Source organism: Ruegeria sp. BF7 (genome assembly GCF_056538605.1).
Genome location: NZ_JBQFTM010000012.1, coordinates 1 through 22629, shown reverse-complemented (window position 1 = coordinate 22629; position 22629 = coordinate 1). Strand labels below are relative to the sequence as shown.

Here is a 22629-nt window from a genome sequence, read left to right as displayed (position 1 = left end):
CCCACGGATGCGCTGCTAGTCGGTGCTGAGACTAGGAAACAGAGGAGATAGCCCACAGTCCTCAGCAAGTTTGTTAAGGTCTCGACAAAGAGCGGGGTTCAGCCTCACACCGTCTTTGCGGCGGGCCTCTGCGGCAGCCGTTTTGCCGTCTCCGGGCAAGCGCACCGGGTCATGACCGGGCAGGGGGGCGGATGCGCGCATTTCAGAGAAGACGCGGGCTGCGTTAGAAGCAAAGTCATTGCCCATCCCAAAGGCTGCCGGATTGAGCGCCATAACGAACTGGCCGGTGTTTGTGGATGAAGTTGTATCCGAGGTGAAATTGACCACGTCAGAGCCGAATGCCGCGCCATTCAGCACCCCGGCCATCAACCCGATAGCCACGGAAAGGCCGAAACCCTTCGGACCTCCGATCGGCAAAAGAAACCCTTCTGATTTGCGGGCAGGGTCCGTTAACGGATTGCCATCACGCCCAACCATCCAACCTTCGGGCATAGGTTCGCCTTGCTGCAACAGGGTTTTGATCTTACCCATCGCGGCAACGGTCGTCGCCATATCGAACACAAACGGGTCCGGGCCATCGGCAGGGGCAGAGAATGCGATGGGATTGGTGCCAAGAAGCAAGTCGCTTCCGCCATAGGGCGGTACGTGGTTTGCACTGCCCACCGCCGCAGCCATGCCAAGCAACCCAGCCTCGGCTTGCGGGCGCACATAAAGTGCCAGTGGTCCTGCATGATTGCCGCGCCGAACACCAACCCATCCGATGCCGACCTCTTTTGCCTTTTTTACTGCAAGATCACGTGCCGCCGCCATAGCCAGGTGACCAAGGCCGTCATCGCCGTCAATCAACGCGGTTGCGACGGTTTCATGTTCAATAGTGACGTTGGGCGTGGGATTGCACCCGCCACCTGCTAATCGGGCAAGGTACTGGCGCAGGCGAAAAACCCCGTGAGTGCCATAGCCGAAAATGTCGGCCTCAACCATCAGCGAGGCCACCCTGTCCGCATCGGCTTCTGGCACACCTTGCGTTTCGAGCGCGCTTGCCACAAATTCACGCAAGCTCTGGCAGTCTATTTTCACAGGCTCAGAAGTCATCTCTGCCAACCTGCTCTTTGTACCAGAACACCAGCTTACGCTGTGTCCAAACCACTGACGCAAATACAGCGAGACCAACGAGGCTTAGATACAGGATCAAGGAGAACACGCGCGGCGTGTTGAGCTGCGAAGCTGCAACACGGATGAGTTCACCAAATCCCTTTCCGCCACCCAGGAATTCTCCTGTGATCGCGCCAGCCATAACACCGACTGCTCCGATTTTGAGGCCGGTGAAAATCTGTGGCAACCCGGTCGGCAGCTTCATTTTGATCAATGTCTGCATCCGGCTCGCACCCATCGTCTTGAACAACATGCGCGCGTTTTCGTCGGCGGCGTGAAGCCCAGCCGCAGTACCAACTACGATTGGAAAGGTTGCGATAAAGGCCGCAAGTGCCACCTTGGATTCAATGCCGAACCCCAGCCAAGCCACAAATAGCGGTGCGAACGCGACTTTTGGCATCGTATCGATAGATACCAAATAGGGCATCACGGCCTTCTCGCCAAAGGCCGTTTCGCCAACCAAAACGCCCAGCGAAAACCCGATCGCGATTGCCAGCGCAAAACCGTAGATGACTTCCTTTATCGTGATCCACAGCGCACCAAGCATGTAGCCGCCGGTCAAAAGGTTTTGCCCCACGAAGATCATATCTTTGAGGGTTTCCATCGGCGTCGGTAAAATGATCGGAGAGACCAGCTTAAAACTGGTCACAATTTGCCAGGTACCGACGAATACCACGAAGACAAAGGTCATCGCCAACCAGCGGGGGACCGAGTCGATAAAGTGAACTTTCTGCTCCCATACAGTGTCTTCTGCGGTGTCAGCGTCTTTTACGGAAGGTGAGTAATTCTGAACTTCGCTCACATTTCTTCTCCCTTATCCAGGAGGCTGCGAATGTAGTCTACGATAGCGCCGAATTTTGGTGTAGTCATCATATCGAGCGTTCGTGGGCGCGGCAGGTCGACCTCGACGATTTCAGCAATCCTGCCCGGGCGCGGTTTGAGAACGACGATTTCGTCAGACAAAATAACGGCCTCCTGAATGGAGTGCGTTACAAGAAAAGCAGTCGCATCCTGTTCCCGGCATATCCGCTGCAATTCCATGTTCATCATATCGCGCGACAATTCATCGAGAGCGCTGAATGGTTCGTCCATCAAAAGCACGGCTGGTTCTGTGATCAGCATTCGGCAGATTGAAGCGCGCTGTGCCATGCCGCCTGACAATTCGTTCGGATATACGTTTTCGAACCCTTGCAAACCCACGATGTCCAAAAGTTCCTGCGCCTTGGCCATAGCTTGCTTGGCCGCCGCCTTTCCATCGCGGATTTCAATCGGCAAGACGATGTTTTCTACGGCCGTTTTCCAGGGGAAAAGCGTCGCTTGCTGAAACATCATACCGATGTCCCGGCGGGTCCCTGTGACCGGTTGTCCCTGAAGGATCACGCGCCCCTTGGTGGGCGGGATCAGGCCCGCCATGATCTTGAGCAGAGTTGACTTTCCGCACCCGCTGGACCCGATGACAGATGTGAAGCTTCCTTTCCGAAGCGTCAGATTTATGTCCTCGAGCGCGACAACCAGATTGCGCGCATAGGTCTTGCTTACGTGGGTCAACTCGTAGACCGGCGTGCCCAGGGGCGCGCCGGAAAACTCATGGGTGACTTCAGCGTTCATTTGCTGGCGGCCTCGTTGCCAATGGCAGCAAACTCATTGGTCCACGCAGCGCTCAGGTCATCAAGTGGCCCTGGAATTTCGCCCCCTGCGACCAGCGCATCTTGCCATTCTTGCCAAACCTCGGCGGGATACCATCCCAGACCATTGCTTGGATCTGCTGCTATGGTTTTTGAACGCACGGCATCGAACAGCGCTGACTGGAACTCTTTGTCCTCGCCTTCCTGCGGATTTCCGTCCGCCAGGTGCTTCAACACGGCTTCGCGGTTGGCATCATCAAGCGCAAAAGCGTGTCCACGTGCGAACGCGCGGCTCCAGGCCTCAACCAATTCGCGGTCATTGGCGATTGTGTCAGCCATAGTTGCAATACCGTTTCCGAAGAAGCGCCCGAATTCCGCAGGCGTGATGTCACGCACCGCCATACCGCGCTGGTTCAGGATTGCCGTGTCAGCCGTCGAAGCAGAATAAGCGTCGATTTCGCCGTTAAGGAAAGCCGCAGTTGCTGGGCCGCCATCGCCGACGGTCAGGAAGGTAAAGTCTTCACCCTCTTTCATGCCAGCCCCGGTCATTACGTTTCGTGCAAAGCCCACTTCAGCGCCATCCGCGGTACCTGTTCCGATGACTTTGCCCCGCAGTTCTTCGACGTTTTGAATGTCAGAGTCTTCCGGCACGGCGATGCCAAAGTTGCTGCGGGCGGCAACGTTGTAGATGTGTACGGCATCCACGTCGCGCGACCGTGCGGCAATCAAGGGGCCAGGTCCTGGGCGACCGAAATGCGCTTGCCCGGCGGATAATGCCTGAAGCACGGCGCCCGAGCCGTTAATCGCCTCGACAGTTACATCCAAACCTTCATCCGCGAAGTACCCTTCTCCAATGGCAACAAACACCGGAAATGAATTGATTGCCGAAGGGCTTGGCTGCACGAAAGTAATTTTACGCAAATCCTGCGCAAAAACCTGTGTTCCCAATGCTCCCGCTACCGGTACCGCCGAAAGCAAAGACGCTGTGAAAGTCCTTCTGTTCATCATTGTAGTCTTCCTCCCTTGCATGGTTGGCGTCCCGCATATTCAGCAATGCAGGAGCCACTTACACGGCGCGCACGGTATTCCTGAGCGTGCCGATTTCTGAAATTTCACAAACCACGATGTCCCCGTCTTTCAGGAACTGTGGAGGGTCCATCGCGTACCCGACACCCGACGGCGTGCCAGTAGCGATAACGTCGCCAGGTTCCAGGGTCATGCCCTCCGACAGGGAAGCGATCAGCGTTGGAATGTCGAAAATCATGTCCGCCGTCGTTCCGTTTTGGCGCTGTTCACCGTTGATCGTTATTCCAATTGATAATGCGTGTGGATCGCTTACTGCGTCGGCGGTCACTATTAAGGGACCCAATGGGCAAGACCCATCCAAACCCTTGCCTTTGAAGTACTGCCCACCATGTCGGCGTTGGATGTCACGAGCGGTGATGTCATTGAGGATAGTATAGCCGAATACATGCTCGTATGCGTCAGCCTTAGCTATGTTGCGCCCCGGTTTTCCGATCACAATTGCCAGTTCAACTTCATAGTCGATGGCCTGCGAAACCTTTGGAAAAATCAAAATTTCGGCCTCTGGTGCCACAATGGACGTCGGCGGTTTTGTGAAGAACACCGGATGCTCGGTTACACCAACTTTCTGGTTTTGCGCCCGATCACCCTCGGCGATGTGTTCAGCGTAGTTGCGCCCAACGCAAAACACGTTCTTACGCGGAGCAGGAATTGGAGCCAAAAATGGTGCATCAGCGGGCACCAACGCGTCTGTCAGTTCTCCTGATTCTGCTGACGAAACGATTGAATTTAAGGTCTTAAGCGTAACTTCGCCGCCTGCAATCAACTGCTGCATCGTACTGGCATCCAGCGCCATGCCAAGGATTTGTGCTGCGTGCAAAACGTCCAATCTGCTGCCATCGGCAAGTATTGCCACGCAAACTGCGTTGCCCTCTACGGAAACAGTTGCTAATCGCACTCGGCTCTCCTCCCTAGTGCTGATGCAAAGCTCGGGTCGCGGGCTCTGTCCGGCGACTCGATGTTTGCTTGTTTCTTGGCCTTGAGTTTTTTCCGACTTGGCGTTTCAATCAATCAACCAATCACCAAATTGGGTGGAGATATGAGCGCACCAACCGAACTCGCGCACCGTGTACGCGACCTGATTAACAATGCCGGATACAGGCATAACGACAGGCTCCCACCTGAACGTGAGCTGTGTTCAAAACTTGGGGCAACCCGCAATCAGTTGCGAAGAGCGTTGGCAGAGCTTGAAGCCCAGGGGCTGATCTGGCGTCATGTGGGGCGGGGAACATTTGTTGGTTCCAGGCCGGTTCTCAACCTCACCGACGTAACCTATTTGGGCAATCAAATTAAACCTGAACAGGTTGTGTCGGTGCGATTTACGATCGAACCGCAGCTTAGCCGGCTGGCGGCGCTCCATTCTACTCGTTCGGACCGTGAGCAAATGAGGCTTTGCGCGGACAAATGTCGCACGGCAGAAGATTGGCGCACTTACGAAGCGTGGGACAACAATTTGCACTACGCCATAGCCCGCTCTACTCGAAACCAGCTCTTTCTATACTTCTTCGAGACTTTGAATTCGGTTCGAAGATCAATTGTTTGGGGGCAGCCACGAGAGACTTTGAAACCCGCAGAAGATTATTCCAGTTTTAGTGAACATGATGTGATTGTGTCAGCCATAGCAAAGGGTGATGGCGAGCTTGCGGCCAGCGCCATGGTAGATCACCTGAAATCGGTTTATTCGCGTGTGCTGCCAAAGAGCATCCAGTCCGACGACTGAGGTAGCGCCAAAGCCCAACCAATTTGGGAAATGGTCGCGCCATATTGAAGCCGTGGCTCTTGCAAAATAGCATAGATTTTGGCGATGACTTGGTAAGCAGCCACGTCCAATTGAATGTGATGTGGCATTGATCGGAAGGTGTCTGTCCGTTTGAAAACCCGATCTTTAGCTGTCAAACGCTCAGGAGGAAAGCGATGTCCGACCATGTCATTCCCGCGCCGCAGGTGCACGTCATACCCGTAGCGGGGGGCGGCACGTTCCCGGTTCGTCGTGTCTATTGCATTGGGCGAAACTACGCGGCACATGCGATTGAAATGGGTCACGACCCGAACCGGGAACCCCCGTTTTTCTTTCAGAAGAATCCCAACAATTTGGATTCCTCAGGGGAGTTCCCGTACCCTCCGCACAGTTCCGACGTGCACCACGAAGCAGAAATGCTTGTTGCGCTCAAGTCCGGCGGCACGAATATCTCGGTGGACGATGCGTTGGATCATGTCTTTGGGTACGGCCTTTCACTTGATATGACCCGTCGCGACCTGCAAGGACAGATGAAAAAAATGGGTCGCCCGTGGGAAATTGGGAAAGCGTTTGAGCGCTCGGCGCCATGCGGACCGATTCACAAGGCATCAGAGGTCGGGCATCTCGACAGAGGTCCGATTACTCTGACGGTGAATGGTGAAGTTCGGCAAGAAGGCGACTTGAACCAGATGATTTGGAAAGTCCCCGAGATGATCTCGTACCTGAGCGACTACTTCGAGCTTGCGGCCGGTGACGTTATCCTTTCAGGGACACCTTCTGGTGTTGGTCCCGTCAACCGAGGGGATGTTATGGTCTTGGCCGTCGACAAGCTGGGCAGCCTGAATGTACGCGTGACTTAGGACCTGCTGCGACAACCTTACTTTGCGAAAGAAACCGACGCTTTTGTAAACGGATAACAGATGCCCCATTTAGTCGCTGAATTGATCGCACACCACGCAGACACTGCAAATGCCATTGGAGCCCCTGGCCGGTCTTGGTTGAGCTATCTTGGTTTGCGCGAGCATTGCGCGAAAGTCAAAGAGGATCTGCATCAGATCGGAGTAGGGCGCGGCGACAGGGTGGCAATTGTGTTGCCCAACGGACCAGAGATGGCGACGGCATTCATATCCGTCGCCCAAGTGGCGACGACGGCGCCCTTAAACCCTGCATACACTTTCGAAGAATACATCTTCTATCTCAAAGACCTGAAAGCAAAGGCCCTTCTTGTAAGCGAAAACGAAAATGGCCCAGCCGTGCAAGCGGCGACGGAGTTGGGTGTGGTCGTCTTGCGGGTTTCTAGTGATAGTTCTCGTCCAGCCGGGCAGTTTTCCGTTTTGACCTGTGACCCAATTGGAGTGGCTGATACATCAGAGCCGGGCGAAGATGACGTCGCCCTGATACTCCACACATCAGGAACAACGTCGCGCCCCAAGATCGTTCCTTTGACGCAGGCCAATACTTATTCGTCGGCGCGGAACGTTGCTTCGTCTTTGAAGCTAACGACAGACGATCGTTGTCTGAGCATTATGCCTCTGTTTCATATCCATGGGTTGATCGCGGCCGTCGCCGCTTCATTAAGCGCTGGATCGCAAATTAGCTGCACCCCTGGGTTCAACGCTCTCAGCTTTTTTTCGCAGGTCGCTGAGGTTGATCCGACATGGTACACAGCAGTTCCGACAATGCACCAAGCTATTCTCGCCCGAGCCGCCCGAAACCAATCGATTATTGAGGAATCTCGATTGCGTTTCTTGCGGTCTTCTTCCGCGTCGTTGCCCGCGCCAGTAATGGAAGAGTTGATTGCGACTTTTGATGCGCCCGTGATCGAAGCCTACGGTATGACTGAGGCTACGCATCAAATGTGTTGCAACCCGCTTCCTCCACAAAAGCAAAAGCCCGGATACGTCGGAGTAGCAGCGGGTCCCGAAGTCAGAATTGCAGACGAAACGGAAAATGTATTGATCGCTTCGCGTGATGTCGGAGAAATCGTTATCAGCGGTCCGAACGTGACGCCTGGGTATGAGAGCAACCCGCAGGCAAATGCAGACAATTTCTTTGAAGCAGATGGAAAACTCTGGTTTCGCACCGGCGACCAGGGGTCGTTCGACGAAGAGAATTATCTGCGACTGACCGGACGCCTAAAGGAGCTTATCAATCGCGGCGGAGAAAAAATTAGCCCGCTTGAAGTTGACGCCGTGCTTCTGAGCCATCCAGACGTTGCTCAGGCAGTTTGTTTTGCCGTTCCCCACGAAAAACTGGGCGAAGACATAGCGGCGGCGGTGGTGCTCTCAGAAGGAGCGGCGATTGCAGGTCAGGAAGTCCGGGATTTTGTTGGCGCGCGGCTCGCAAAGTTCAAGGTGCCGACTTCAGTGGTTATTCTCGAAGAGATACCAAAAGGCGCGACTGGTAAGATACAAAGGATCGGGATGGCCGCTAAATTGGGACTGGCAAAGGCTTAGACACATGAAAGTTTGTATCTTTGGTGCCGGAGCTATCGGAGGTTACGTTGCCGCGAAGCTTGCGCAGGCTGACGCCGACGTCAGTGTCATTGCGCGTGGCCCACATCTGGCTGCAATGCAAGAAAAAGGGCTGACTCTCCACGAGGATGGGCGGGACCCGATCAACGTGCCAATACGCGCCTCGGACAATGCCGCCGATCTCGGACCACAAGACTATGTCTTTATCACACTGAAAGCGCATTCCGTTCCAGCAGTTGTGGGCTCGATGCAGCCGCTGATTGGGGCAGAAACAACAATAGTGAGCGGAGTGAACGGGGTACCATGGTGGTATTTCCACAAGCTGGGCGGCCCCTTCGAGGGAACTAGATTGTCATCTGTAGACCCGGGAGACGCGCAATGGAACGGTTTCGGGCCGGACCGGGTGCTTGGATGTGTTGTTTATCCAGCCGCAGAAGTCATTGCTCCGGGATCGATCAAGCATGTCGAAGGCAATAGGTTTTCGTTAGGCGAACCCGATGGCTCTAAATCGGACCGTGCCGCCAACCTTTCGGCTGCACTGTCCACCACCGGTCTGCGTGCGCCTGTAAGACCAAGAATTCGGGACGAGATTTGGCTGAAACTATGGGGCAACTTGTCGTTCAATCCTATTTCCGCTCTCACCCATTCAACACTTGATGTCTTGTGTACCGACCAAGGCTCACGCTCCGTGGCTCGCGGGATGATGCTTGAGGCTCAGGAAATCGGTGAGAAACTTGGTGTTAAATTCCCGATAGACGTTGAAAAACGGATCGACGGTGGAGCGGCCGTCGGTGCGCACAAGACCTCCATGTGGCAGGATTTGGAGTTGTGCCGACCGATGGAAATTGATGCCTTAGTAACTTCAGTGCAAGAACTGGGACAACTTACAGGGGTCTCAACGCCCACCATCGACATCGTAGCGTCACTGGTCAAACTCCGGGCAAAGGTCGCTGGTCTCTACTAAAGTTTCTTTGGGCCTTGCAACAAGAGCGTGGCTTGAGGCGGATAACTGAGACTGGTTCGGAAGTGTCATAACGCAACTTCGAGAGTTTATCCGCGGCTTCGACCACAAGCTGCCGCTCGTTTTGGGTCAAAAATGCTTGCCGTTTGGGTCAGAAATGAGTGACGCGATTTGCCGATTTGTTGAGGTTTTGGAAGTCGATTGAGTCAAATATCAGTGACGTTCCACGTTTCATTTATAGGGCGACGCTTAGTACTGCCACCAGCGACAGAGCCTTGCCATTTTCGCTTCACTTCCTTCATCCAGCACCCAGACTGATTTCATTGATCCTGACTTCCTTTTGGGAAAACCAAGGCTGATTTGCAGATCAGACACAGAAGGCGCCTGTTCCTGCTGATCTGCCACGTGGCGAACGCGGATAGCTGCATGCGCGCGAGCCGTTCGTTGCGACGCAGCGCGTGCCACCGAAGCTGCCATTCAGAGGCCTGAAACTGGCCTGAACCGAGACCGTACTTTCGCCGCGGCCTGGTCCGACCAGACAGACGCGGACTTTGCTTCCGTTCGATTTGGTCTTCCCAATGTCCGCTTGCCTTATGACACTCATCACACTATCTCCCCATCACGCGCTGCACGGATGCAGAGTTATGGAGATTTTATGTCTACGATTGCGGCCCGCCGCTAAGGTCCACCTGATTGGACCGACCTGAACCAAAAGACTTCCGTGCGAGATGCCGGATGCCTTTTCGGCTGGCATAAGACCAAGAGACAATCCATTGAATATCTCAAAACACGAACAGCGTGTTTTGCACGTTCTGGCGCAAGGTGGAGCCATCCATTTTGAGCGCATGACGAACGGCGAAGTGCGCGACGTTTCATGCTTCACACGCGTCAGCCGTTCAGCAGCATTGCCTCAGCTTTCTTGACGAACGGGCGTGCGGGTAGTGATACCTTTTGGTCACCAGCGAGTTCGGGGAATATCTCAATCAGCTCTTGATAAATGGCTTGGTCGGCTTTCATGATCTGCTCGCCAGCATAGAAACTCTCAAGATGCGCATTTTCGCAATACACGATCTCATGCTGGCCAAACATAAAGTGGACATAAGTGATCTCATCGCACGGGGCGACGAATATACGGTCGCCATCACATAGATGCTTCGCCGCGCACAAAGCTTCGGGCGTATGCAGAAAAAGCTCGCAACGCCAGCCCGATAACAAAACACGATGCTGTGGAGAGACCCGGATCGCGCGCTGGTTTCCGATCACACCGGGCGCAAAACAGATAGGCGCATGTTTACCTCTGCCCGGCACAGTGCGCTTGTTAATCCAACGGATGGGCTGTGACCCATGATCGAGTGTGTCGACCAAATCACCGACTCTAAGGTCTTCTATCAAACGATCGCCGTCGGGCGTTCTAATCAAGGACCCCTCGGTGAAACAGGCAATCTCAACCGTCTCGATGTTGACATAAGTAAAAGTACCTCCGCCTGACAACGTAGCGGTACCGCCATTCGAACCGGGAGAAAATGGAGTGAAGGTTGATCCAGCCGGTAGGATTAACGTGTCGTTTCCATTACCTCCATCGACAAAGCTGGTGTTCTGGCCTGCATAGATGACATCTGTACCAGTGCCGCCATCTAAATTCCCGCTACCGTCTTCAGCAAAAAGCGTATCGCTGCCTGCTCCCCCGCTGAGGTTATTATTCCCGGAACCGCCGCGCAGAGTATCATTGCCTTGATCGCCAAAGATGTTGTTGTCGCCGGAGCCGCCCTGCAGAGTATCATTGCCAAGGCCACCACTGATAGTCCCACCCAATGTGCCGCTATCTGTAAAGGTATCGTCTCCACGCCCACCGCTGTAACCGCCTGCGTTCAGACCGACCGATCCGCTGACATTGTCGTCGTTGTTGTTACCCGTGTATTCGACGAATTGGCTGAACGATCCACCAGCCAGATCAACATCGCTGTATGTAGTGACAATCCCTGTATTGGTATCTGTGAATGTGATGGAATTCCCGGTCATCGTGACCTGGATCGAATTGCTCAGTCCAGAAGCATCAATCGTACTGTCGGGACCGATATCCAACGCTCCCCAAAACGCAGCATCGCTAATATCTGCATCTGTCAAAACAATAAAAACTGGCATGTTGCGTACCGTCTTTTGGTTCGTCGGCGTAAATGCACTATCGTATAAGTTGCATTCTAGCCCACGTGCTGGCTTCCGGACAATAACGCATTGCTCAACTCGGCGCTATGTTGCCGCCTCTCGCGAGATTGGCATGCAAACCGCCAATGTTGTCACAAAAGCCGACGTTAATGCGTGATGCGGCATTTGAGAGGATTGGGCTCTGAGCCGCCGGATGCCGTCGCAGCAGGGTCAACAGTCTCGACGGTACAGGACCGGCAATCGACATGTCGAACCAAACCTTTGATCTTACGGCTTCCCACAAGGAATGCTGTCATTGGAACCTCAAGAGCCGGTGCTCGTGAAGATGGCGGCGAAACCTGAAGATGAGCCCGAAGTGTTTGGTGCTGCGTTCTGTTCGAACGTCAGTTTTGGGCTGGCGGGCCAGAAATTGCTAGCCTGCCATTCCTCTCCGGTTATTAGAACTTGCCGTTCCGGTGCGCCATTTCAGCAGGGGTGGGTGAAACAACGTCCCAATGTTCAACAATCTTTCCGTCTTCGACGCGCCAAAGGTCAAAGAAAGCCCAGGGTTTTTCGCTAACTGTCGCATCTGAGGCGACAAAGACAAAGTTGCCTTCTGCCACAACGATCTGTGGCTCAAATTTAGTTATGACGTTGCCCTGTTCAGCCCAGGCCTTGGTGCCCTCCATCAGACCATCAATCCCATCGGCAAGCATTGGATTGTGCTGCATGTAGACCTCAGAATACTCGGGGGCTTTCTCTGGTGCGGCACCACCCAAGACGTCGCGCACAAATCCAAGAACCAACGCCTTGTTCTCTTGGGTTTTGTCGAGATCGATGATCTCGGTTGGCCCATCGGTCATACCTCGGCCGGACACCGTTGTTTCTGGAACAGGCTGCAAATTATCCCAATGTTCGGCGACTTTGCCGTCCTCCACCCGGAACACATCGAATGCGGCAAGGGTAGGTGCGCCAAACGCATCGGCGTTTTCAAAAGTGCTGTGCAATACGACCATATCGCCTTCGGCGATGACCCTATGGGTAGCGCCTGTCATTCCGGATTGCTCGACCAAAGGTATCAGGCCAACCAAACCCTCAGCTCCGGTTGGAATTTGTGGGTTATGCTGGATGTAATCCGGGGTAACGAGTTGCCGCGCGGCTTCCGGATCGTGATCGGCAAATGCTGCGGTGAAGAGTGCGATTACAAGCTCTTTAGGAGACATGGCTTTATCCTTTGATTCGTATCCTCTTGATACGTGGTAGCAAAACCATACTACATTGCAATTACGCACTTTAAACTGACTTGGTATGCTCAACACTACTGCCATATAGATCAGGAAGTTGTGAAAAGGCCGATGCATGGCTATGGTGTCTCCCAGTTTCGAAACAATACCAGAGCCTGATATGCTACCTATAGGCGTTGCCAACAAAGCAGAAGCTTCCAACTGCTCCATCCGTTCCGTGCTATCCAATGTGACGGGCAAATGGCGGATGATCATCATCCTCGCGCTGGAGGATGAGCCAAAACGCTTTGGCGACCTCAAACGCTGTATCGGAGATGTCACACAAAGTGTGCTTACCGAAAACCTGCGAGGATTGCAGCGCGACGGTTACTTGACCCGCACCGTCCATCCCGGGCCACCAGTCGCTGTTTCCTATGAACTGACGCCGCTGGGCCGTAGTTTACTCGAGATGCTAAAACCGCTTGTCTTCTGGTCGCATGAACAGATGGACGAAGTCAGACAATTTCGCATGCAGTTCGACCGCGAACAGGCAAGTTAACCTCAAAGCGGACCCAAGACTGACAACCTCGGATGGCAGCTTTGTTCGCATCCTGTAGTTTCAGATGAAAAACCTCGCTGCGGAACGTACGAACGGCTGGTTCTCCCACCGCTCTGCGGCACCTAGTATTGAGTGCGTGCAGAAAAATCTGTGCTGCGAACGCGCGCAGCGAGAAAGTCAAACTCACCAGATGGGCTCAAAACTGACGTTCTCTGCATACAAGATCAATGCCTGCTATTGGCGGACTGGAGTGAAGGTGCGTTGGATCCGCTGAAGATCTGACCATTCAACCAGAGATCGCTTTACATAAAACCGCTTCAGCGATGTGCGCGGTTCGGCATGACTCGGCAAGTTACGCAATGGTTGCGAAATCTGCCGCTCCAGACGTTGGGCGTCGACAACCGCACTGCGAACAACGCTGACCTTCTTAACGCTTAAACTATGTGTCGTTTCGCGTTCTACTCTACCAAAACAAAGTCACTAGGACGCCACGATTTGTCGAACCATGGTTCTAGCGGACCGTAGAGGCGCATCATCACGTTGAAGCTTTTGCCGGGCATGGTTTGCGCCCAATTGTTTTCCCACCCTTCTGGAGCTTCAGGACCGACATAGATCGTGAAACTCCCATCCTCGTTTTGTTTTATGCCTTCGCGATTCGAATCGATGCCGCCAGATTTTTGATCTGTCTCCAGGATGGAGCGGGTCTGCCCACTGTAGAGCATGAAAGACCAAAAGTTTTTGGCAGGAACCGGAGCTGGCAGGGTGACCTTATATGTCTTTGACCCATCCAGGTATTCTCCGTCGGTGTCGCGCGCCGTCATCGCATAGACCGAACCCGAGCCGACAGGAGGTGATGTCATCGCCGGAGTGATGCCTGTCGCCATGTAGAAGAAATAGGTGCGGTCATCGAGAATACGCGCGCTGTTTTCAAGAAACTCATAGCTTTGTCTCTGAAACGGCGAATTCCACTGCCGGTCTTCATAGAAGAACACTCCGGGATCACGTGCCGCATAAGTAATTGCCCTTGCTGTCGCGTTGGCAATTGCAGCAGCCTCTTTCATGATGCCCTGCATGCGCGCATCAGGTGCAAAAGGCTTGCCTTTTTTCAAGCCAATCGATGCAAATGTGCCAAGAATTTCAGGAGCAAATGCATCCTCTGGGTTATTTTCGAGAGCGACATGGATCTCTTCAAAGAAGTCTGCGTTGTTCGCATGTACCGTGTTGTATTTCACACCGGAAACACTGTGGAAGATTTCCTGCCGAGGGTTACCCGCATCGCTCAACGGGTAAATGTTCAGACCGGCTCTTATGTCCGCAACGGGTCCTGCGATATCTCCGTCCTCACCGGGTGATCGACGCAGCAGCAACCAATGCTCGTGTGTTTTTGTGCGCAGTTCAAAATACCCTTCGGGCACTGGCGTGTCGTCGTCCTTGTGCATCAATAGGTACTTACCGCCTTTGCCCTTGTCTGGACCCAGTGCCCCAATATCGGCAACGTAATCAAAAGCCGCATCATCAATAAGGCCAAGCAACCCAGGAGGAACTTCAATTACAACGGGGCCTTCCGAAACATTGACGTTAGACCCAATGTAAATCGTCGTGGTGTTTGGGGTTAGCCAGATGGATCGTGCGTCCATTAGGGATTCCGTAATGACGATCTCGTTTGGTTTTGCACCCACGTCCTCATAGCCTTGGAACATGGCTCGCAACGAAGCGATTTTCATCCCGTCAAGAAACGCGCTGGTTGCCCTCATCAAGTCCAGATTGTCAAAAACCTTCTCGACGGTATCGGGTGACGGCATACCATCAAAAAACTCCAAGCGTCCTAGCGTTTCGGTTTCTACTAAATCCGGGGTCAGCACATTCTCGGGAACATCCGCCGCAAACTCCTGTGCGGACGCTGCACCTGCCCATGTAACGGCCACTGCGGTAGCTAATACAAATTTGGAACGCAGTCCCATATCCAGCACTCCCTGACTAGATTCGCATTCAATCGATTATTTCCATGTCCGGCAGAATCCAGCCGCTTTCTATCCAGCCTTCCTCTGGCCCATAAAGCCGGAACAACAGGAAATAGCTTTCGGGGGTCGGAATCCAATTGCTTTCCATTCCCTCCGGCGCCTCAGGGCCAAAGTAGATGTCGTATGACCCGTCTTCATTGACCTGCATTGTGTCTGTGTCACGCGACGAAAGGCCGACACGCTCGACATTGCGGATAAAGCTCTTGGTTTCCGTTGAATAGACGATAACAGACCAAAAATCCTTTGCAGGCGTGTCCGCAGGCACGTTCAGCCTGTAGGATCTGTTTTGGTCATACATCTCGCCATTGCTGTCGCGCAGGCCGGTTAGATAGAATGTTCCTCCGCCCAGGTTTTTGGGCAGATAGGTAATCCAGAAATAGCTGCCGCCAGCGCGATCATCCACGAGAACCTCAGTGTCGGTTTCATAAGGGAACCCGGCCTCGGCCTGACCTTCTGCAAAGTCCCAGACAAGCCATTGGGTTTTGAGATCACCATTTTCTTCCACCCACAATGGGACGGTCGCCAAACCCGGCTCGACGAAATAGCGCTGCATGGCCGCATAGGCCAAGACCAAGCCTTCATTCATCGCTTGTGTCTGGCGCTCGGTAGGCTCGAACGATTTACCCTTTTCGATGCCCAGATCCTTAAGGAAGTTGACCATGATCTTGTCTTGCGGACGGATCGGGTTGTTCTGGATGTAGTCGTTTATGTCCTCAAAGAACGTGTGGTTGTAGTAGGGAAGCGAGTCATAAGGAACTTCAGAAGCTTCGAGGTAGGTCGTCGGAGGAGGGTGGTCTGCCTCAGACAAATAGTAGATCTTGAGTTGCTGTGCATAAGCTGCCGCATCTTCGTTTGTGGCATCCGGGCTTAGGACCGGACGAAACGAAAAACCATATTGGTAGGTGTCGGTGTCAAATACGAAGTAACCTTTAGCTTCGAGCTCTTCCTTTGAAGGGGCACTGTCATAACCGGGTGGAAGCATCAGATACTTCCCACCATTGCCTTCGTCAGCACCCGAAGGGCCGACATCAGCAATCGGCTGGTCCCATGCGTTCACGATGGTTCCGAAATAGTTCACCTTCTCGGCAGCGGCGGGAACTTCGACAACAATCGGGCCCGGCTCCGAGGTGAAAGACGACCAGGCATATGCCGTGACATCATTGGCTGTCAGAAAACCGTGTTTGGAGTCGAAAGGTTTGTTGACATAAACGACATCATTGATATCGCCACCAAGATCGCGGCGCGTTCCTTTGAGGAAATCGATCATGCCCGCAGCGGGCATGCCCCAGATAGCCGCCTGTGTCGCGCGCTGAACCATGATTTTATACTCGATATCTTCGATTTCGGTCGAACGCTTGAGTATGTCGTCAGTGTCGTTGAATGACTGGGCAGAGGCCGGAGCTGCTGCCACTCCCGCCACGAACGCAAACGCCAAGAATTGTGTTGGCAATCTTTTGTAAATTTCCTGAATTTGTTTCAAATCCAAACCTCCCCAGTGTTTCCCGAAACGCTTGCACAAAAAACAACTGACCGCGTATCATTTCACGACACAGAGGGGGTTTTTCTGCGGAGGCTGGATGGCGCTACCACCTATGATTTCAGCTAAAGCACTCGGAGGGATGCCTGAATTTATGCTTGAGGTGGCTGGTGAAAAGCGGCTTGCAGAAGCATTGGATTCGGCGAAACTCCCGTTTGAAGTTGTTGATGAGAGAGACGGATACATATCCGAGAATTCATTGGCTGCCTTCGTGCACAAAGCGGCTCAGACTGCGGGTCAGCAAAACATAGGGTTGCTTTGGTCGCCCCAACTAACTGTCGCGGATTATGGAGCGTGGGGCCAGTTTGTGCTTTCAGCACCAACCTTGGAATCCGCGCTTAAGCGCGCTTCTTCAGTCATGCCGTTGCATTCTTCCGCAGACCGCGCTTGGTTAGAGGCGGGTCAGCTAACCTCCCGTTACTGCTATCACTTCGGGCTTCGGTCGCATCATGCCTATCCCGATATTGGGTTCTCTGCGATTGGCGTATTTCTCAGTATTTTCGCAGAATTCTTGGGAAGCGACTGGAAACCTTCTGCGGTCCTTTTGGACTTCCCAAAGGTTCCAAGGTCGTTTGAGGCAGAAGACACCTACGCGTGTCCTGTGATTTGGAGTTCAACGCGGCTTGGGATTCAGTTCGATACGTCACTATTGCAGGCGGCGAACCTTCAAAGTCGCGATAGGTGGCAGGTAACGGTTGGTGATATCGTCCACGAACGTATGGGCGGCCCGCCCAAAACCATGGGTGGGCAGGTTGCTGCACTTGTCAGACTTCAGTTGCATAGGGATGATGCTTCAATTGATGCAGTGGCTCAGTCACTTGATATTGGTGTCCGTACACTTCAACGAAAACTTGAAGGTGAGGGATTGCAGTTTCGCCAGATTGTCAAGGATGCTCGGATTGGTCGAGCCAAGGAACTTCTTGCGGTTTCAACCGAGACTGTCTCAGGGATCGCAACGACGCTGGGTTACGAGACAGCGAACAATTTCAGTCGCGCGTTTAAGAATGCCACCGGTGTAGCGCCTTCAGAGTATAGGCAGGCGCCGATCCGCTAACTCGGTAGAGTGTATGGCCAATGCAAGGCTTTTGGCCCGTTTGAATCGCAATCCGGAATTGGGTCAGAATTGAATGGCGTGATTAACCCATTTATTGAAGTTTTGGCTTTCGATTGAGCCAAATATCGGTGACGTTCCACATTTCATGTTGAACGTCAAACGAACCTGACCCAACCGTCACAGGTGGACCTGAAATGTGATGAAAGTTCGACATCAGAAAGCGCCCCAATGTTGGACATCCGCTCCCATGAGACGGCTGTAACCAACCACATCCGCGGCGAATATCGCCGCGAGCCGTCGTTCGACGGGAGCTTCTGGCATAGCAACCTCCCTCTTCGGTACCGACAGTAGCATAGATTCCTTTGCATGGGAGGTCGCCGCTCAAGTTGCGGTATTTGACTTCAGCACCCGTACTCAGCGAAGCACCGGTGAAAACTTTGACCAGCGCGAAGGTCTGAGGTGGATCGGGAATACATTTGGCTCAGGCTCCGAGAGCGCCCGGATTGCTCCGTATTTCTGCCTGTCGAACGCAACGCATCACCAGTAAAAGAGGGCTCATTACAGACCTCGGTGCAAACACAGCATAAGCCCAGGCCCAGTTTTCCATGACCTATCCAACGGCCCAAACCGGCCACTCGACACGGTGCAGCCATTCTGCGGTCGCAACCCGCATTGCAGGCTTTCGCTGCGAGCGCGAACTCAGGTTATTTACCAGCTCGCAGATTGCGGACTTTGCAGCCATCCGCATTTTTCCTCCAAAGGACCGCAGTCAGCCCTAAGCAGACGTTCACATCCAAGCTTTGCAAACTCCGAAATACACAACGAAACGGCCAGTTGCAGAGATTGTATCGACGGTGGCAACCCACCAATTCGAGTCGTCGGCTAATCTATTAACGTCGCACTACAACTTCTCCAAACTGTTCCAACGAGGACCTCACCTTCCAAGCTTTCTTTTGGCTCGACCACATTTACTTGCTTCGGAACTTGGTCGGTGTCATTCCGGTCTGACCTCGAAAAAAGCGAGTGAAATGGGACTTGTCAGAATAGCCGAGCATCAGACCAATCTCCGCAATTGTCATCTTCTCATCTCTGAGTAGCTCTTTGGCGACATCGATACGTAGCCGTTTGATCTCGCGTGGCAACGTCGTGCCTTGTTGTTGAAGCGCTTTCTGAAGCCGTTCCGGCTGTATCCCCAGAAATCCGGCCACCACCTCTGGCCCCAGTTCGGTTTCATCCAGCTTGTCGCGTAAAACGGATCGCAAAGCGGCCACCACAGTGACTTCTTCAGTCTGTCGAGCCGAGGCAACGGGTTTGGCAGAACCCTCAGAGGAATGGTGCAGAAACAACCATTCCACCGGAAAACTAATTTGCATTCCGGGGTCGGTCCCAAGGCCGACTTCGATCCCTTTGTAGCCGACAGGCAGACCAGTAACATATCGGCTTTCCCAACGCACACGGGAAGCCTCCCAGGCATCTCCGATGACGGTTTGCAAGAGGCGTACATAAATTGCGGCACCAAAACCGGTCACTTGAATGGGTGGGACAGCGGGTTCCTGTTGTCTCTCGATACGGTAGGTCGCGTTGTCTGCTTCAATGACTAGGCTGTGCCGTACGGAATTGGACTCCTGCGGAACAAGCCCAACAAAGCGGGTAAAAAACTCAAACAGCGAGTTTGTTGATTGCAAGGCCCGAGCAAATGGAGGCCATTCTTGCAGGTCAAAAGTCTCTCCTACATTCAGGCCAAGGTATCGGTCCCCTGACAAGTCTGAGAAGGCATTTAGCAAACCGTAGACCAGCTCTGAGTGAACATAGACAGAAGGGTTGGACAACAGCTCGGACTTTAAGCCGACCTGATCCAAGGCTGGTTGCGGGTTGATCCCACGGTCGGTGAGATATTGCAGAAACGGAGCTGCTAGCGCGAGGCGAACGAACCCTTCGCTATGCTCTTGAGAGGTGGAATTGAACGGCAATCTAGTCACCCTTTCAAGATCAAATGCTGTGATCAGTGGCCATTTTTGTGGTCACATTCGAACATCCTGATGCGAAATTGGCAACCGAGGCAAAACTTTCCGGGCTACAGTTGGCAAAACATGAATATGAAGGGAGTACTTATGTCCGGTTTGCAAGTATCGATTGTCGCAGCAGCTTTTGTAGCGACGTCCTTATCTTTTGCGACGCCTTCGCAGGCTCAGGAACAGGCGCCTCGGCAGGTTCTGTTTAGCAACGTGAACATTTTCAACGGCGTGGACGGAGAACTCGTCGAAAACGGTTCGGTGCTGGTTGAAGGCAATCTGATTAAGGCCGTTTCCGCGGACCCAATCGAAGCTCCTGATGCTTTTGCGGTTGATGGAGAAGGCCGCACGTTGATGCCCGGCTTGATCGATATGCATTCGCACCTTTGCCTGCGCGATGGCATCCCATGGGCACGCACCGACTACGACCAGATGCTGGCGGGTGCATATACGTCTCTTGTCTTAATCGACTATCTCGATCAGGGTTTTACAACGACGCGCGACACTGGATGCAATGTGCTTGGCGTCGCCAAGGGTGTGAACAATGGCGTTATACCTGGCCCTCGCATTTACCCTAGTGGCGGCGTGATCAGTCAAACGGGTGGACATGGTGACATCGGCTTCTTCAATGACATGCCGGGCACTGTGGATGACCTCGAAAAACACGGTTGGTCTTATATCGCGGACGGCGTGACCGAAGCGCGGCGCGCGGCGCGTCACAACTTCCGAGGTGGCGCTACGCAGATCAAAGTGATGGCCGGCGGCGGCGTCGCAAGTGAGTTCGATCCGATCCATATGACGCAAATGTCTGTGGAAGAAATGGAGGCAATCGTCGAAGTGGCGCGTGACTACGGTAGCTACGTCACTGTTCACGCGTACCATGACCGCTCGGTCAATCGCGCCATCGATGCTGGTGTACGAGTTATTGAACACAACTTTCTTGTCTCGGAAGATACGATCATCAGGATGAAAGAAGAAGGCGTCGCACTTTCAGCACAAGCTGTAATGTCGCTGGAAGTTTTTGATCCAGAAACTGTCGAACAAATCACGTTCTTTTCTCCCGACCAAAAGGCAAAGGCGATCCAAGTCAATGCTGGTGCAACCCAAATGTTTGAGTGGGCGGTAAAGCACGGGTTGTTGATCGTGACTGGTGGCGACATGTTCGGCCCTGATGTGGGGCGACAGGCCGAAAACCTAATCTGGTTTAATAAAATCGCCGACAACAACTTGCTGACACTGCAAACGGCCACATCGAACGCCGCCGAAGTTCTAAGTTGGAGTGGTGAGATGAGCAAGTATAAGGATGGGCAGCTGGGTGTGATCGCGGAAGGGGCTTACGCCGATATCATCTTGGTAGACGGCAACCCGCTGGAAAACCTTGACGCAGTTCTACGCGATAACGTCAACTTCGTTATGAAGGATGGCCTTGTTTATAAGAACTGGCTGCCAGACGAAAACGCACCCGCTTTCCGGCCAATCAATCCAAATCGCAACGCGTATTTGTCGCGGTAGTTGAGACCCTCATTCGACGCGCAATTCATCATGACAATTGCGCGTCGACCACTGACAATCAGGAGGCCTCAATGAGATTACTTTTTGCAGCTTTGATAGCGATCTACGTTTCAGGTACGGCGGATGCGGATGTTAATCTTGACTGGGCTGATCTCAAAGACGTATCCGCACAGGCGTTTGACGATCCTTTTGAGGATTTGAGCTACGACCAAATGGATGACTTAGTCATGGTCGTACGTTTGCGCCAACGCCTTGAGAAGCCAGACATACCCAACGAAGAACGCGAGAAGAACAAGGCTCGCCTTTCTGAAACGGAAGAACGGTTAGCCCAAGCCGATATTGATGTCGCGTGGCTTCTTTCGCAGAGATGGCTGGTCGCAGAACGTAGAAAAAAAGCTGCGTGGGCTGGCAATCCGCAATTGGACGGAAAAACAGTGACGGTTGCCGGATTTGCCATACCCGGCCCGATTGATGATAACGGAGTAGCAACCGCGTATTTGGTTCCCGAGCGCGGGATGTGCAGCCATATGCCAGCACCGCCGCCCAATCAGATGATCAAAGTACGTTTGAACGACGCTTGGTCACCTTCATACGTACATGAGCCCGTTCAGTTAACCGGAAGACTGAACATAGAGCCATCTGAGCGCCAAGTTATGGTCGTCGATGGCCTGATGTCGCTTCGCGCTACATTCGATCTGGAAGTCGCAGCCGTTAGGTCACTCGGCAGTGAAAAGGACAGACTCGAATTGGAACAGAGTGCAGCTGATCGCATACGTGCGGCGGGAAATCGCAAGACCGGTGGGGCAAAGGCGTCTGAATGATTAGACTTCTGGTTGCCGTATTGAGCATTGCCTTCGCTAACGCAGCGTCGGCTCAGGGACTATCCGGGCCATCTTCGGTCGAAGCTGATCTAGAGCCTGGAGATGGGCTAACCGACCCTCAATATCGTTCCGATTTTCCGCGCAATATCGCACCGGGTTGGTTCCAGTGGAAAGGCCGGTTGGCCGAGGGTGGGTTTCGATTCAACATTGATTACCTGGCGTTGGGCCAATCCACGAATGCTGATCTGGGAACCGGCGAAGCGGCCAGCGGGATTGCGCGCTTCTATGGTAGTTGGCAGGCAACTGAACGGGGTTCCCTGACATTCAAGATCGAAGACCGGCACAGTTACACGGACGTTGCTCCGCAGTTCCTTGGGCTGGATGGCGGAGCCCTTTCAATCACGGGAACGGCCTTCATCGACAATGGTCTGCTGCTGACCAACCTTTTCTGGACCCAAAGGGCCGAGAACGGTTCGTGGACGCTGCAAGTCGGGCAGATTGATGTAACAGATTTTGTGGATATCTATGGGTTGGTAAGCCCCTACAGTGGTTTCCAAAACCTGTCTTTCAATACAAACCCGACAATCAACACGCCCAACCAAGGCCTTGGCATTGCCGGTGGGATAAAGCTGAGCGAGAACCTCTACGCCGTTGCCAGCGTATCAGACGCAAACGCCGACCCGTCCGATCCAAACTTTGATGTGTTTAGCGACGG

General features: G+C 53.4%; 18 protein-coding genes and 2 pseudogenes. 10 read left to right on the top strand and 10 right to left on the bottom strand.

Annotated elements, in window-relative coordinates:
* Positions 1-15 precede the first annotated feature (15 nt).
* The 5 genes from ACR0IK_RS18675 to ACR0IK_RS18655 are packed head-to-tail and all read right to left on the bottom strand — an operon-like array spanning position 16 to position 4758.
* Positions 16-1092: an Ldh family oxidoreductase gene (locus tag ACR0IK_RS18675; RefSeq protein ID WP_480596275.1), complete on the bottom strand. Its 1077-nt coding sequence runs from the start codon at positions 1090-1092 to the stop codon at positions 16-18.
* Positions 1082-1954: an ABC transporter permease gene (locus ACR0IK_RS18670; RefSeq protein ID WP_480642709.1), complete on the bottom strand. Its 873-nt coding sequence runs from the start codon at positions 1952-1954 to the stop codon at positions 1082-1084. Before ACR0IK_RS18670 ends, ACR0IK_RS18675 begins: the two co-directional genes overlap by 11 nt.
* Complete coding sequence (locus tag ACR0IK_RS18665) at positions 1951-2760, bottom strand: ABC transporter ATP-binding protein (protein ID WP_480596280.1); 810 nt, start codon at positions 2758-2760, stop codon at positions 1951-1953. Before ACR0IK_RS18665 ends, ACR0IK_RS18670 begins: the two co-directional genes overlap by 4 nt.
* Complete coding sequence (locus ACR0IK_RS18660) at positions 2757-3785, bottom strand: ABC transporter substrate-binding protein (RefSeq protein WP_480642708.1); 1029 nt, start codon at positions 3783-3785, stop codon at positions 2757-2759. The genes ACR0IK_RS18665 and ACR0IK_RS18660 overlap by 4 nt, the downstream gene beginning before the upstream one ends.
* Positions 3786-3843: 58 nt before the next feature.
* Positions 3844-4758 (bottom strand): fumarylacetoacetate hydrolase family protein, encoded by a 915-nt coding sequence (locus ACR0IK_RS18655; RefSeq protein WP_480642707.1) that lies wholly within the window; start codon positions 4756-4758, stop codon positions 3844-3846.
* Between the two features lie 141 nt (positions 4759-4899).
* On the opposite strand from ACR0IK_RS18655, the gene ACR0IK_RS18650 reads away from it, so the two are divergent.
* From ACR0IK_RS18650 to ACR0IK_RS18630, 5 genes and pseudogenes are all read left to right on the top strand, one after another.
* Positions 4900-5580, top strand: a complete 681-nt coding sequence (locus tag ACR0IK_RS18650; RefSeq protein WP_480596288.1) for a FadR/GntR family transcriptional regulator — start codon at positions 4900-4902, stop codon at positions 5578-5580.
* A 194-nt stretch (positions 5581-5774) separates the two neighbouring features.
* Positions 5775-6458, top strand: a complete 684-nt coding sequence (locus ACR0IK_RS18645) for a fumarylacetoacetate hydrolase family protein (protein ID WP_480596291.1) — start codon at positions 5775-5777, stop codon at positions 6456-6458.
* A gap of 60 nt (positions 6459-6518) precedes the next feature.
* The gene (locus ACR0IK_RS18640; RefSeq protein ID WP_480642706.1) at positions 6519-8054 is read left to right on the top strand and encodes an acyl--CoA ligase; all 1536 of its coding nucleotides are present in this window, start codon (positions 6519-6521) and stop codon (positions 8052-8054) included.
* 4 nt (positions 8055-8058) lie between these two features.
* Positions 8059-9036: a 2-dehydropantoate 2-reductase gene (locus tag ACR0IK_RS18635; protein ID WP_480642705.1), complete on the top strand. Its 978-nt coding sequence runs from the start codon at positions 8059-8061 to the stop codon at positions 9034-9036.
* 770 nt (positions 9037-9806) lie between these two features.
* Positions 9807-9920, top strand: a pseudogene (locus tag ACR0IK_RS18630) (YjhX family toxin); the annotation flags it as partial.
* A gap of 1 nt (position 9921) precedes the next feature.
* Here the strand turns inward: ACR0IK_RS18630 and ACR0IK_RS18625 are convergent.
* Together ACR0IK_RS18625 and ACR0IK_RS18620 are read right to left on the bottom strand one after the other, a co-directional pair.
* Positions 9922-11175, bottom strand: coding sequence for a Hint domain-containing protein (locus tag ACR0IK_RS18625; RefSeq protein ID WP_480642704.1), 1254 nt, complete (start codon positions 11173-11175; stop codon positions 9922-9924).
* Between the two features lie 458 nt (positions 11176-11633).
* Positions 11634-12677, bottom strand: a complete 1044-nt coding sequence (locus tag ACR0IK_RS18620) for a nuclear transport factor 2 family protein (protein ID WP_480642703.1) — start codon at positions 12675-12677, stop codon at positions 11634-11636.
* Here ACR0IK_RS18620 and ACR0IK_RS18615 point away from each other — a divergent pair.
* Positions 12667-12957 (top strand): winged helix-turn-helix transcriptional regulator, encoded by a 291-nt coding sequence (locus ACR0IK_RS18615; RefSeq protein ID WP_480642702.1) that lies wholly within the window; start codon positions 12667-12669, stop codon positions 12955-12957. The two genes, ACR0IK_RS18620 and ACR0IK_RS18615, sit on opposite strands and share 11 nt — an antisense overlap.
* 458 nt (positions 12958-13415) lie before the next feature.
* On the opposite strand, the gene ACR0IK_RS18610 is transcribed toward ACR0IK_RS18615, so the two are convergent.
* Positions 13416-14918, bottom strand: coding sequence for a DUF1254 domain-containing protein (locus ACR0IK_RS18610; RefSeq protein ID WP_480642700.1), 1503 nt, complete (start codon positions 14916-14918; stop codon positions 13416-13418).
* A 28-nt stretch (positions 14919-14946) separates the two neighbouring features.
* Positions 14947-16428, bottom strand: a complete 1482-nt coding sequence (locus ACR0IK_RS18605; protein WP_480642698.1) for a DUF1214 domain-containing protein — start codon at positions 16426-16428, stop codon at positions 14947-14949.
* A 127-nt stretch (positions 16429-16555) separates the two neighbouring features.
* Between ACR0IK_RS18605 and ACR0IK_RS18600 the strand changes: the two genes are divergently transcribed.
* Positions 16556-17569, top strand: coding sequence for a helix-turn-helix domain-containing protein (locus ACR0IK_RS18600; RefSeq protein WP_480642697.1), 1014 nt, complete (start codon positions 16556-16558; stop codon positions 17567-17569).
* 968 nt (positions 17570-18537) lie between these two features.
* Here ACR0IK_RS18600 and ACR0IK_RS18595 read toward each other — a convergent pair.
* Positions 18538-19539 (bottom strand): AraC family transcriptional regulator, encoded by a 1002-nt coding sequence (locus ACR0IK_RS18595; RefSeq protein ID WP_480642696.1) that lies wholly within the window; start codon positions 19537-19539, stop codon positions 18538-18540.
* 141 nt (positions 19540-19680) lie between these two features.
* Here ACR0IK_RS18595 and ACR0IK_RS18590 point away from each other — a divergent pair, with 141 nt between their 5' ends.
* The 3 genes and pseudogenes from ACR0IK_RS18590 to ACR0IK_RS18580 form a co-directional block, all read left to right on the top strand.
* Positions 19681-21093, top strand: coding sequence for a metal-dependent hydrolase family protein (locus ACR0IK_RS18590; RefSeq protein ID WP_480642695.1), 1413 nt, complete (start codon positions 19681-19683; stop codon positions 21091-21093).
* Between the two features lie 71 nt (positions 21094-21164).
* Positions 21165-21914 carry a DUF3299 domain-containing protein gene (locus tag ACR0IK_RS18585; protein WP_480642694.1) on the top strand — a complete coding sequence of 250 codons (750 nt, stop codon included), beginning with the start codon at positions 21165-21167 and terminating at the stop codon, positions 21912-21914.
* Positions 21911-22629 (top strand): annotated as a pseudogene (locus ACR0IK_RS18580) (carbohydrate porin); the annotation flags it as partial. The gene ACR0IK_RS18585 and the pseudogene ACR0IK_RS18580, both read left to right, overlap by 4 nt.

What these genes read in the sequence shown, in the direction of transcription:
- ACR0IK_RS18675 (WP_480596275.1), bottom strand. Translation starts at nt 1,092, where the DNA reads ATGACTTCTGAGCCTGTGAAAATAGACTGCCAGAGCTTGCGTGAATTT.
- ACR0IK_RS18665 (WP_480596280.1), bottom strand. Translation starts at nt 2,760, where the DNA reads ATGAACGCTGAAGTCACCCATGAGTTTTCCGGCGCGCCCCTGGGCACG.
- ACR0IK_RS18660 (WP_480642708.1), bottom strand. Translation starts at nt 3,785, where the DNA reads ATGATGAACAGAAGGACTTTCACAGCGTCTTTGCTTTCGGCGGTACCG.
- ACR0IK_RS18650 (WP_480596288.1), top strand. Translation starts at nt 4,900, where the DNA reads ATGAGCGCACCAACCGAACTCGCGCACCGTGTACGCGACCTGATTAAC.
- ACR0IK_RS18645 (WP_480596291.1), top strand. Translation starts at nt 5,775, where the DNA reads ATGTCCGACCATGTCATTCCCGCGCCGCAGGTGCACGTCATACCCGTA.
- ACR0IK_RS18640 (WP_480642706.1), top strand. Translation starts at nt 6,519, where the DNA reads ATGCCCCATTTAGTCGCTGAATTGATCGCACACCACGCAGACACTGCA.
- ACR0IK_RS18635 (WP_480642705.1), top strand. Translation starts at nt 8,059, where the DNA reads ATGAAAGTTTGTATCTTTGGTGCCGGAGCTATCGGAGGTTACGTTGCC.
- ACR0IK_RS18625 (WP_480642704.1), bottom strand. Translation starts at nt 11,175, where the DNA reads ATGCCAGTTTTTATTGTTTTGACAGATGCAGATATTAGCGATGCTGCG.
- ACR0IK_RS18615 (WP_480642702.1), top strand. Translation starts at nt 12,667, where the DNA reads ATGATCATCATCCTCGCGCTGGAGGATGAGCCAAAACGCTTTGGCGAC.
- ACR0IK_RS18620 (WP_480642703.1), bottom strand. Translation starts at nt 12,677, where the DNA reads ATGATGATCATCCGCCATTTGCCCGTCACATTGGATAGCACGGAACGG.
- ACR0IK_RS18610 (WP_480642700.1), bottom strand. Translation starts at nt 14,918, where the DNA reads ATGGGACTGCGTTCCAAATTTGTATTAGCTACCGCAGTGGCCGTTACA.
- ACR0IK_RS18600 (WP_480642697.1), top strand. Translation starts at nt 16,556, where the DNA reads ATGGCGCTACCACCTATGATTTCAGCTAAAGCACTCGGAGGGATGCCT.
- ACR0IK_RS18590 (WP_480642695.1), top strand. Translation starts at nt 19,681, where the DNA reads ATGTCCGGTTTGCAAGTATCGATTGTCGCAGCAGCTTTTGTAGCGACG.
- ACR0IK_RS18585 (WP_480642694.1), top strand. Translation starts at nt 21,165, where the DNA reads ATGAGATTACTTTTTGCAGCTTTGATAGCGATCTACGTTTCAGGTACG.